The organism is Coleofasciculus sp. LEGE 07092, from assembly GCF_015207375.1.
In the GTDB taxonomy this organism is placed as follows: domain Bacteria; phylum Cyanobacteriota; class Cyanobacteriia; order Cyanobacteriales; family Coleofasciculaceae; genus LEGE-07092.
In genome coordinates this window covers 1-10,471 of record NZ_JADEWY010000182.1, presented here as the reverse complement: position 1 = coordinate 10,471, position 10,471 = coordinate 1, and the positions used below count along the sequence as shown (strand labels likewise).

The 10,471-nt window shown below is 46.2% G+C and carries 10 protein-coding genes and 1 pseudogene; 2 read left to right on the top strand and 9 right to left on the bottom strand.

From position 1 onward, the window contains the following. Nucleotides 1–7: 7 nt before the first annotated feature. Complete coding sequence (locus IQ257_RS27330) at nucleotides 8–358, bottom strand: YkgJ family cysteine cluster protein (RefSeq protein ID WP_193933376.1); 351 nt, start codon at nucleotides 356–358, stop codon at nucleotides 8–10. A 207-nt stretch (nucleotides 359–565) separates the two neighbouring features. Between IQ257_RS27330 and psb30 the strand changes: the two genes are divergently transcribed. Continuing rightward, complete coding sequence (gene psb30 / locus IQ257_RS27325) at nucleotides 566–715, top strand: photosystem II reaction center protein Ycf12/Psb30 (RefSeq protein ID WP_193880871.1); 150 nt, start codon at nucleotides 566–568, stop codon at nucleotides 713–715. Nucleotides 716–802: 87 nt separating this feature from the next. On the opposite strand, the gene recJ is transcribed toward psb30, so the two are convergent. Then, nucleotides 803–2,809: a single-stranded-DNA-specific exonuclease RecJ gene (gene recJ, locus IQ257_RS27320; protein WP_322744481.1), complete on the bottom strand. Its 2,007-nt coding sequence runs from the start codon at nucleotides 2,807–2,809 to the stop codon at nucleotides 803–805. A 261-nt stretch (nucleotides 2,810–3,070) separates the two neighbouring features. On the opposite strand from recJ, the gene IQ257_RS27315 reads away from it, so the two are divergent. Beyond that, nucleotides 3,071–3,316, top strand: a complete 246-nt coding sequence (locus tag IQ257_RS27315; protein WP_193880868.1) for a ChaB family protein — start codon at nucleotides 3,071–3,073, stop codon at nucleotides 3,314–3,316. A gap of 83 nt (nucleotides 3,317–3,399) precedes the next feature. Here IQ257_RS27315 and IQ257_RS27310 read toward each other — a convergent pair whose 3' ends face one another. The 7 genes and pseudogenes from IQ257_RS27310 to IQ257_RS30440 all read right to left on the bottom strand — a co-directional run. Continuing rightward, on the bottom strand, nucleotides 3,400–4,215 hold the full coding sequence (locus tag IQ257_RS27310) for a creatininase family protein (RefSeq protein ID WP_193880865.1): 816 nt from the start codon (nucleotides 4,213–4,215) through the stop codon (nucleotides 3,400–3,402). Between the two features lie 123 nt (nucleotides 4,216–4,338). Continuing rightward, a complete protein-coding gene (locus IQ257_RS27305) occupies nucleotides 4,339–5,685 on the bottom strand; it encodes an FAD-binding oxidoreductase (protein ID WP_193880862.1) in 1,347 nt (448 codons plus the stop codon). Nucleotides 5,686–5,747: 62 nt separating this feature from the next. Next, a complete protein-coding gene (locus tag IQ257_RS27300) occupies nucleotides 5,748–6,323 on the bottom strand; it encodes a Uma2 family endonuclease (RefSeq protein WP_193880859.1) in 576 nt (191 codons plus the stop codon). Between the two features lie 72 nt (nucleotides 6,324–6,395). Next, nucleotides 6,396–7,730, bottom strand: coding sequence for a response regulator (locus IQ257_RS27295; RefSeq protein WP_193880856.1), 1,335 nt, complete (start codon nucleotides 7,728–7,730; stop codon nucleotides 6,396–6,398). Between the two features lie 159 nt (nucleotides 7,731–7,889). Next, nucleotides 7,890–9,371, bottom strand: a complete 1,482-nt coding sequence (locus tag IQ257_RS27290) for a CBS domain-containing protein (RefSeq protein ID WP_193880853.1) — start codon at nucleotides 9,369–9,371, stop codon at nucleotides 7,890–7,892. A gap of 350 nt (nucleotides 9,372–9,721) precedes the next feature. After that, nucleotides 9,722–10,198 carry a hypothetical protein gene (locus IQ257_RS27285; protein WP_193880838.1) on the bottom strand — a complete coding sequence of 159 codons (477 nt, stop codon included), beginning with the start codon at nucleotides 10,196–10,198 and terminating at the stop codon, nucleotides 9,722–9,724. A gap of 91 nt (nucleotides 10,199–10,289) precedes the next feature. Beyond that, nucleotides 10,290–10,471 (bottom strand): annotated as a pseudogene (locus IQ257_RS30440) (RNA-guided endonuclease TnpB family protein); the annotation flags it as partial.

Genomic DNA, 10,471 nt, shown 5'->3' with positions numbered 1-10,471 from the left:
TGCCCCCCTATATCCCCACCTCCCGATTAAAGCGCAACATTTCCAGACTGCGATCGCCATACACTCCCTCAATCTGCTCGTGACAGCAATCAATTGCAAAGTCATTTAATTCGGCGGGTTCAACCCCATACATATCCTCAAAAACCTCAGGTTCCACCCGACAAAAGCGGGGACGGTTGGGATAAATACGGCATTCGCGGGTAGTGTGATCGAAGTTAACACACCATCCCCCTTCCCCGACCATGCTCAGATACAGCACTAATTCTTCCGGGGTGAGATAAGTCTCTAAGTCAGGACGCTCACTTGGATCTAGATGACAGCAAGCGCCACATTGCTTTACACAACGCCAAGTCGCCATTACGTTTAACCAGGGGCTATAGGTTCCAATCCCATCCAGCTTAACGGGTTTTGAGCCTTAGCAGAGACGATAGCCGTTTCATTGCGTTTTGTATATTTTCGTAAAGTTCCTTAAAATGGGGAGCGATTACCCAGTAAAATCTAAGCGATAGATTTTCAATTTCGCTATCCAATTCGTTGGGTTAATTCGGGAGGACGATTCATAGATATGGCTTTATTGGGTCTTTTAGGAATAGATCTGAGCTTCTTAGGGAACATCAATTGGGAAGTCATTGCCCAACTAACTATGCTAGCGCTGGTTGTGATTGCAGGACCGGTAGTCATTTTTGCGCTGGCAGCTTTTAAAGGCGATCTTTAAAATTAGAAGTTCAGGAGTTCAGGAGTTCAGGAGTTCAGGAGTTCAGAAAGTATTCTATAACTTCTGTATTCTGAACTCTTCTTCTCTTCAGCGAAGTTCCAAAGCGCGGGTTGCTGCTTTAATGAGCTGATAATATGGAGGCTGCGTGACATCAACCTCCTTAGCCTCTTCCCGTTTAACGCCCAAAAGTCCCCGGCGCTGCCCTTTTTGAATCGCTAAGACTTTGCCCTCAGAATTTTTAATTCTTAATTCGTTTAAGGATTCGCACAAGCTACAGATGTAGCGGCGTTGGTTGTAATAGAATTCGGCTTTCTTGGATGAAGACGGGGTAGCCGTAGGCAAGCGAATACCAACTAACTCCAACTCAATACTAAGGTTGCCATTCCAGTTATTTTCCCGTAATTTATAAGCGATATCCACTCGCGGCGGTAGTGGAAAGTACTCACCCCAACGCCAAGCGATCGCTTTAATTTCAACAGGTTGGTTATCTTGTTTCAGGGTAAGCTTAAGATGTCCCTTACCGATAAGCCTTTGTTCAACCACCCGCACATTAGGTGTCCAAAAAATAGGATCGGGGTTGCCAATGCCGCAGGGATGAAGGGCATCAATTTGCTGATAGAGAGTCGGCGTAATTTGTTTAAACTCTGCCTCAGCATCAATGACAACTAGCGGCTTGAGGTGTTGGGGTTCTAGGCATTGATGGGCAAAACGACTGAGGGAAGCGCGAAAAGCCTCTAAATTTTCAGCAGGTAAGGAAAAGCCGCCAGCCGCTTGATGTCCGCCAAATTTTCCGAGTAAGTCTTTGCAAAATTGCAAGGCTTCAAAGACATGGAATTCGGGGATTCCTCGCGCTGAACCACGAATGTGTTCCTGGTTTTCGTCTTCATAGGTGCCAATAAACACTGGCACCCCATAGCGTTCCACCAAACGAGATGCCACAATGCCGATAACACCGTGATGCCAGTTGGGTTGAACGATCGCTAAAACCCGCTGTTGTTGCCAATTTAACTGAGTCTCTTCAATTAGTGCGATCGCTTCTTTTTCAATTTCCTCGCACAGTTGCTGGCGTTTTTGGTTAATTTCTTCGCACTGCATCGCCCTCTCTAAAGCTACCCCTTGGTCGCTAGTTGTGAGCAATTCAATGACAATCTGAGGGTCTGACAGACGACCAACCGCGTTAATTCTAGGTCCTAGTTTAAAGCCAATATCTTCTGGTTTGAGGGCAATTTGGTCTTCACTCACACCCGCCATTTGGATTAAGGCTTGAATCCCTGCCAATTGAGATTGCGGCAGCAGACTCAAACCACGTTTTAACCAGCGGCGGTTAATACCAATCAACGGGGCTAAATCGGCAATCGTTCCTAGGGTAAAAAGCTCTAGCAGTTGGGTTGTCAATCCTTTCAGTTGACCCAGTTCCTGCGCCAAAGACACGGCTAAGATGTAAGCTACACCCACACCCGCTACACTCCGATAGGGAGAGGATACGGGAATGAGTTTCGGGTTAAGAATTGCATCGGCATCCGGCAGTTCCGGGGGCAAGTCGTGGTGGTCGGTAATAATAACCCTAAGACCTAATTCTACGGCTGTGGCGATCGCTTCATGGGCAGAAATACCGTTATCAACGGTAAGAATCAGTCCGACGCCTTTACGGGCAAATTCTTCGACAATGCGCCTGTTGATACCATAACCGTCTTTCCTGCGGCTAGGAATAGCATAGTCTACATCCGCCCCCAACCAGCGCAGCGCCCGCAGTAACAAGGCAGTACTCGTCATGCCATCAGCATCGTAGTCCCCACAAATCGCAATTTTTTCGCCTTCTGCGATCGCTTCTTTAAGCATCTCCACACTAATAACCAAATCGGGAAACTCATCCATGGGCGCGGGGATGTCTTGGACTAGAGGATTTAAGTAGACTTGCGCCTGTTCAATGGTTTCGATACCCCGATTGAGCAATACCTGACCGAGTAGGGGCGATAGTCCAGTGGCTTGAGCAAGTTGTTGAGCAGGTTCTGCCTGTGCTGGTGCAATCTGCCACCGCTGGTCGGGCAACTTTTGAGAGGGTTGGGATGAGTCAGAAGGGGATCTGCTGAACACGCTAAATCAATGGATGAATTTCGGACTACGGATAGTCTACATCAGTCCGTCAACTTCGCTCTCAATCAGTAGCCGATATTTTGCCCTCTATCTAAAGGCTTGTGTTTTTTGGAAAACAGTTAGATTTTGTCACCCTTCAGAAAGGTTAGCGATCGCTACTCAATGCCGCCGTATCTACAGCTACAGAAAGATGAATAATGAGTGTCTGTTTGATTTGCTAGTGGATAGGTATGAAACCAATAATCTAAACGGAGAATAACTATGCCTTTTCAAACACTCGAAGAATTACCGAATGACGTGAAAGAAAAACTCCCTCAAGGAGCGCAGCAGATTTTCCAGGCTGCTTATAACAGTGCATCCCGAGACGGTTTGAACGACGAACAGGCTCGCCAAGTCGCTTGGAATTCTGTTAAAAATAGCTACGAAGAGGGTGAAGGTGGACAATGGCATCACAAAGCAGAAGGTGGTGCTGGTAGTAGCTATACGGGTACAATGCCCGGTAGCTAAGGCATTTTATTAAGATTGTTCAGGAGTTCAATAAAGTCTGAACTCCTGAAGTGTGATCATACTTTTTAGAGAGAGCCTCAAAATTACTGAGGTGGGCTACTAACTTGCGGTTGTCGGAACCGATACACATCTTTAATAACCTGTACCCAACCCTCAGCCAAAGATTCCAAAATGCGATCGCCCTTTTCCTTCGTCGCTGGCGTTGGATCGCCTAATGTCCCACTCTGACTTAATTCTCCTGTTAACCAAGCAAAGGGTAACTTCCCCTCCATACTCAGTAAACTATCGTCTGGCAACCCGTGAGGATATTCTGCCACAGCCCGTTCCATTTTTACCTGTTCCGGCAGTAGCGATAGCATTAAACTCGTTTCTGCGTCTCCTGCATGAATTCCCAATTCTAATTCTTTCGGTGTAATTAAATCCTTGGCAGTATTAGGGACACGCCAAGTAAATAAAGGAAACACTAAAAAATCTCCATAGGTTTGATGAATATCCCGTGCTGCAATTTCCATTACCTGCGGTTGCCCACCGTGAGAATTCATCAGCACTAATTTCCGAAATCCCGCCCGATAAATACTATCCGCTACTTCCATCAGTATAGCTAGAAGTGTTTGAGCGCTAAGAGTAATCGTACCCGGAAAATGCCAGTGTTCATTAGACTTGCCGTAATACAAATTAGGCAACGCATAGGCAGGAATATCAGGTTCCAGTTGAGATAGCGCCTTACCCAGAACCCCCACACTAATCGCTGAATCAACGATTAAGGGTAAGTGAGAACCGTGTTGTTCAATCGCCCCCACCGGTTGAATAATCACTGTATTTTCTTTATCCGGCATTGCCTGGATATCAGTCCAAGTAAGATAGGGAAAAAAGCGTTCTGGGGGAATAAAACTGTACATCTAACTACTCTCTTCTAAAACTTGCACCAAAACCCCTCTTAACTCTCTTAACTCTCTAAACCTCCCTTGCCCCTCTGCGAAACCCTCTGCGTACCTCTGCGTTAAAAAAATTTAACCGTTCCCTTACCGCTCCTCCCACGCCCGCATCTTACCCGGATTCATCAACCCAAACGGATCAACCCTTTCCTTAAACTTCAACTGCTCAACATCAATCATCTTTCTCCCCCCATCCTCCAGAATATAAGTATGAGGATTCGCAATAAACGCCCCCTCTTCCTCGTGATAGCGAATAATCTCATGCAACCGCTCTGGAGTCGTATAGCGAACAATCTGCAAGCCCGCCGGAATCGCTTTGCCATTCACCCGCAAAAATTCCAAATGCATCATCACCTCATCCCCAAAGTAATGATAGAGTTGCTCCACCCGCTCCAGTGTAAAAAAGAACGTTTGTAAATAAGTAAGACTTGGGTCAACACTGCGGGCGTGTAAGGTTGTATGGTTCCAAGTGAACTCTGCTAAACTGTTGCCCTTGCTAGCTTCTTGGGCAGTTTTCTGATAGGTTATCTCACCGCCATACTCCCGCACTAAATCTTGGAACGGCTCTAAGCAAGATTCGGCAACCATTAGTAAGGCACAGTGCTTGCCTTCGGGAAGGTAACTTTTGAGGGCAGCAAAGTAGGAGGGAATGGGTGATGCATGAATGCTAATCAGTTTTTTAATTAAACCATCACTATCCGCCAAAACTTGACCGAATCGGGCAGCCGTCATAAAGTTATCGAAAATAACGATAACTTCTGCCCACGGATAAGCCGGAGCCAGGGGAATTTCTAACTCAGTGATAATACCATTTGTGCCGTAGGCGTGATTCACCTTCTGCACGTCATCTCCCCGCAACTCAATCAGATGGGGTTCATCTTCTAGGGTAACGACGCGAACCCCATGCAGATTTCCGCGATCGCGCAACTGCCCATAATTAATCGAACCAATGCCCCCACTCCCCCCACTAATAAAACCGCCGATTGTGGCAGTACGGTAGGTAGAAGGAGCCATTCGCAGTTCCCAGCCGATTTCCCGCGACTTCTTATCAAACGCCGCCAGTTTTACCCCCGGTTCCACACAAGCTAATCCCGGTTTAATCCAGCGAATGGCATTCATCCGAGTTGTATCGAGAATCACGCCACCTTGCAAGGGAATGCATTGTCCGTAATTTCCTGTTCCCGCCCCCCGCACAGTCACCGGCACCTTATACTTAACGCAGACGTTCGCTACCCGCAAGACTTCCACCTCACTCGTCGGACGCACCACTAAATCCCCCCGTTTATGTCCCAGCAACGGTTGCAGGATTTGACTGAAGTGATAGTAATCTAGGGATAACTTCGTCACCTGACTGGGTTCAGTGATGATATCCATCCCCGCCAGTTCAGAGGCAACAGCATCCCAGTCAACGGGTTTTGGGGTAGTGGTGTTCATAGGGGGTGTAGGGTAGAGATAACAAACTGGAGTTCCTCAAGCGAGCGCTCAGACAAAAATTTCTACCAAAGGAATTGAAGATTGAGACTAAATCCGGGGAGTACATCCTCTCCGAATAGAGTTTCTGGAGATTGCAAAACTTCAACATCTTGTTCGTGACGATAAATTTCTACCGTCTGGTTTTGAGGGTTAATTAACCACCCTAAACGAAGACCGTTATCAAGATAGTCTCTCATTTTTGCTTGAGTCGCTTTTAATCGGTCACTGGGTGACATTAACTCTAAAACAAAGTCAGGACAAATGGGAGGAAATTTTTCTTTTTGTTTGGGGGTAAGGGCGTTCCAGCGTTCTTGTTGAATCCAAGCGACATCCGGAGAGCGATCGCCACCGTTGGGGAGATTAAAACAGGTGGAGGAATCGAAGCACACACCGAGTTGGGTTTGTCGGTTCCAAATCACAAAATCAGCGGCAATTTCAATGTTGCGGTTTCCCGTTTCTCCGCCGGTAGGAGGCATGACAATCAGTTCTCCGTTGGCATTGCGTTCAAATTTTACATCGGGGTTGTCTCGGCACAGTTGGTAGAATTGGTCGTTGGTGAGTTTGATAATAGAGTTGAGGTTTACACGAACGGCTGTCATGGTAATTGTGAAGGATAGCGTTTAACAGTTTGGGGGGCTTGTCAATAAGGCGATCGCTTCTCGATGCCAACGCTAACATAACTCTAAGGGACGACAACAATTGAGATGCCCATGGGAGCATTCGACTAGAGCTGGAATTTCCACAATCAACTCCGTCCCTTGCCCAGGAGTAGAAACACAGGTTATATTACCTTTGTGTTTTTCCACGACAATCTGATGGCTAATGGATAAACCCAATCCCGTGCCGCTCCCTACAGGCTTTGTCGTAAAAAATGGGTCAAAGATTTTATCCACGACCTCTTGGCTCATCCCCGCTCCATTATCGGTAATTTTAATCACAGCTTTTCCTGAATCCAAAGTCTTATTTTGGGTCTTAACGTCGGTGTAAATGGTAATCGTTTTAATCTCTCTTGACACCTGGTCTAAAGCGTCAATTGCATTAGAAATTAAATGCAAAAACACTTGATTCAACTGACTCGGATAACAGGTAACGTTTGGGAGTTGCCCGTAATCTTTAATCACTTGAATTTCACCTCTATTTGACTCAGATTTCAGCCGATGCTGCAAGAGGAGTAATGTGTCATCAATGCCTTCATGAATATCGACAGACTTGAGTTCAGATTCATTGAGGCGAGAGAAGCATTTTAAGGATTGCACGATCTTCTGGATACGTTCTGCACCAACTTGCATTGAATCCGTCAGTTTTAACCAATCTTCTGCTAAAAAATCTAAATCAACGTCTTCAACTAATTGCTGAACTTCTGGAGTGGGATGGGGATAAGTTTGCTGATAGAGTTCAAGAATACGCATCAAGTCTTGGAAGTAGTGACGGGCATGGCAAAGATTGCCAAAAATAAAGCTGATGGGATTATTGATTTCGTGAGAAACTCCCGCTACTATTCGCCCTAGGCTCAACATTTTTTCGGTTTGGATGAGTTGAGCTTGAGTGCATTGCAAATCTTTTAGCGCTAATTCGAGTTGCTTGTTTTTTTCTTGCAGTTGCTTTTCTTGGGCTTTGAGTCGCAATTGATTTTCAACTCTAGCAATGACTTCTTCTGCTAAAAAAGGTTTAGTAATATAATCTACTCCACCTAGATCAAAGGCTTTAACTTTATCAAATCCTTCACTTAAGGAACTAATAAAAATAACGGGAACATCCTGCGTCATAGGATGGGCTTTTAAGGCTTGGCAAACTTGATAACCATCCAAGTTTGGCATGAGGATATCTAACAAAATCAAGTCTGGGGGATGAGCTAACACCGACTTGAGAACCAAGGAACTGTCGGGTATAATTCTGACTTTATATCCTTGCTGAGACAACATCTCGGTTAACAGTTGCAAGTTGGCGGGAGTATCATCAACGGCTAAGATGCTGGCTTGGGAAAAGGCTTTTGTGTCTTGGCTCATCTTTCAGGGGTTTATTCTCTAATCAGCCCAGCTTTTTGCGATCGCTAGTTATAGCCCAAACGTCTTGCTGCAACTACCGTTTGAGTAAAAACTTGGTTTATTATAGTTGGACTTTTCAATCATTAGTTTACCAAAATTTACATTCGTCGTCACCCTAGCTTAGGTCAAGCTTGATTCAATCCAATCTAATAATTCCTTCAACCGTAAATTCTGAGCGAGAAGCGCTAAGGCGTTGGCTAAGTCTTCATTACCCTCACGCAGTTGTTCGATGAGAACTAGCATCTGCTCCAAATCTCCCTCAATCGTGGCTTGTTGAAAAGACGCTAACCAATCGGCTGGTAAATTAACCAGAGCTTCAGGAGTCAGAGCCGCCGTTGAAATTGAAGCGGGTTCCTCCATCTGAAATTGAGACAGATCAAAACTACTTTGCCTGTCGATGGTTTCGTCTGCTGGGTTCTTAGCCAGTTCCAAAAGGTGGTTAATCAATCTCAAGAGATGTTCGCCTGCACGTCTGATGATATCTAGATAATCCTGCTGCTTTGGGGATAGGGTAGGAGAACGTTTTAGGAGTTGAGTAAAGCCCAAAATAGCATGGAGTGGCGTTCTCAGTTCATGGCTCATGTTCGCTAAAAAGGTTCTTTTCGCTTGATTGGCTAGGGTTTGTGGGGCTGCGGGTTGAGGATTTTGCTGTTGCCCTGGTATGCTGTTGCCAGTCTGAAGTTGCTGTTGCAGTTGGGTGATTTCCTCCTGCAATTGCTGATTAACCTGTGTGAGTTGCATCACTTGTTCCCGTGCTTCCTGCCGCAGGATTTCCAGGGTGGTGTACATCTCGATAGGGTCTAAGGCTTCTAGGATCGTGCTTTGAGTGATAATGCCTGCCAATCGCCCAGCATCGTCTACCACTACTAAACGGCGAATGTGATGCCGTTTCATTAATTCATTAGCAACCCACACCGAATCATTTGTCTTAACGGGTAATAAAGGATGACTCATCACCTGCTGCGCTAGGGTTGCCGATAAATCCAATCCTTGGGTGCGAAACTTAACGATATCTCGTTCGGTGAGGATACCAACGGGTATGATATCTCCAGCGTTTCGAGTTTCAGTCAATACAACGCAGCTTTTACGATGCATCGCCATTTGCTGGGTAATTTGCATGAGGGAAGCCGTTGGGGAGTTTTGCATCACTTGAGTTGTCATCACCTGCGCCACGAGTTTGAATTTCAGTAAGTCAGTGGGTTTGAGGACGTCTCGAATTTTGCTAGGCGTGAGGATGCCAAAAACTTGACCAGATTCATCAACAACTGGCAGATGGCGAACTTGATGCTTGCGTAGGAGGTAGAGGACTCCAAAAATGCCTTGCTCGTCTTGGGTAGATAAGGTGATAGGATTTGGGGTCATGACCTCTTGAATTGCCACTTCTTCCAGTGCCATACCCAATGCCGTCATGTTCACGACATCCCGTTCGGTCAAGATACCCACGAGTTGCCCTGTGTCCACGACTAACACACAACTGGTGCGGCGCTGGTTCATTTGGCGAATGGCTTCAGTTACAGGTGTGTAGGGAGAAACGATGAGAGGTTGTCGTTCAATTGCCTGTGACTGGGTTAACTGTTGCAGGAGGTCAGTCGTGAATAACATGGGTGATACGGGTGTCAACCCACAGGGAGTATAAAGTAAAAACTATCTGCTAGTCCCCTAATGTGTCTTCCTCCGAATGGATCATCTTTAAGTAATACCATTTGGAGAAATAATTGTCACATATTAAATGCGGTCATTAGAAAGGGGTTGGTAGGGGCGGGTTTAACCAAGATATTGGTTTTCCCACCTAGATATCGGTAAACCCGCCCCTGCAAATGTGACGGGTTGATGAGTTCTAAACACTCGTCGATGAGTAGGCAACAAAAATTAAGGACACAACATAGTCGTGTCCCTACCCTAGAAAGATAACGTGAGATGTATTATTGGTAAGCGATGAGTCTGTCTAGCGCCTACATAACTGAATCAATCTTGGCGGGTTTAGTGCGGATGGCTTTAAAGCGTTCGCCTAATTGTTCGGCAAGGATTTTGAGTCCGGGTGTCTTTTTTGCTGCCGTCTTCACGTAATCATAGACGGATAAGCTGCTGCTCATCGCTTCGCTGCTGACTGCCATGAGGGTATCATCGACCTTTTCATGGAGTTGTTGAAGTCCGAAGAAAATATCAGTGAGTGCCGCCGCTAGCTGATAGTCTCGTGCAAATTCCTCTAAGTCGAAGCTAGCGGGGAGGATGTCGCGGTTGGATTGGGCGGCGGTGAGGCTATTGTTGACAAAGGTGAGACTTTTTGAGCCCATCTTATAGAGTCGGCGTCGTTCTTCGGTGGTGAGGTTAACTAGGAAGGGTAGCTTTTGTTCGATGGTTTGCAGTGCGGCTTTGATTTCTTGGACATCGGCGGGTGAAAGGGTGGCGGTAATGTTTTGATACGGCATTGGAGAATTCCCGTGATAATTTGAGTAAGGGATGGCGATCGCTTAGTGCTGTCCCTTTGAGGCAATCGCAGGATACTTGACACTCCCCGGTCTAAAGACGCGGGGATTCTGCTGACAAAGTAGATTGTGGCAAAGCCCACAATCTAACTCTCGCTACGGTCGTCAAACACCGTCTACCCAGTCGGTTTAGGTCAATGCCTAACTTTCTGGCTACTTTTCTCAAGATATTGGCGCTGCCGTTAAGGTCTGCGTTAACAATTGAGCCGTCACAAC

What these genes read in the sequence shown, in the direction of transcription:
- IQ257_RS27330 (WP_193933376.1), bottom strand. Translation starts at nt 358, where the DNA reads ATGGCGACTTGGCGTTGTGTAAAGCAATGTGGCGCTTGCTGTCATCTA.
- psb30 (WP_193880871.1), top strand. Translation starts at nt 566, where the DNA reads ATGGCTTTATTGGGTCTTTTAGGAATAGATCTGAGCTTCTTAGGGAAC.
- IQ257_RS27315 (WP_193880868.1), top strand. Translation starts at nt 3,071, where the DNA reads ATGCCTTTTCAAACACTCGAAGAATTACCGAATGACGTGAAAGAAAAA.
- IQ257_RS27310 (WP_193880865.1), bottom strand. Translation starts at nt 4,215, where the DNA reads ATGTACAGTTTTATTCCCCCAGAACGCTTTTTTCCCTATCTTACTTGG.
- IQ257_RS27305 (WP_193880862.1), bottom strand. Translation starts at nt 5,685, where the DNA reads ATGAACACCACTACCCCAAAACCCGTTGACTGGGATGCTGTTGCCTCT.
- IQ257_RS27300 (WP_193880859.1), bottom strand. Translation starts at nt 6,323, where the DNA reads ATGACAGCCGTTCGTGTAAACCTCAACTCTATTATCAAACTCACCAAC.
- IQ257_RS27295 (WP_193880856.1), bottom strand. Translation starts at nt 7,730, where the DNA reads ATGAGCCAAGACACAAAAGCCTTTTCCCAAGCCAGCATCTTAGCCGTT.
- IQ257_RS27290 (WP_193880853.1), bottom strand. Translation starts at nt 9,371, where the DNA reads ATGTTATTCACGACTGACCTCCTGCAACAGTTAACCCAGTCACAGGCA.
- IQ257_RS27285 (WP_193880838.1), bottom strand. Translation starts at nt 10,198, where the DNA reads ATGCCGTATCAAAACATTACCGCCACCCTTTCACCCGCCGATGTCCAA.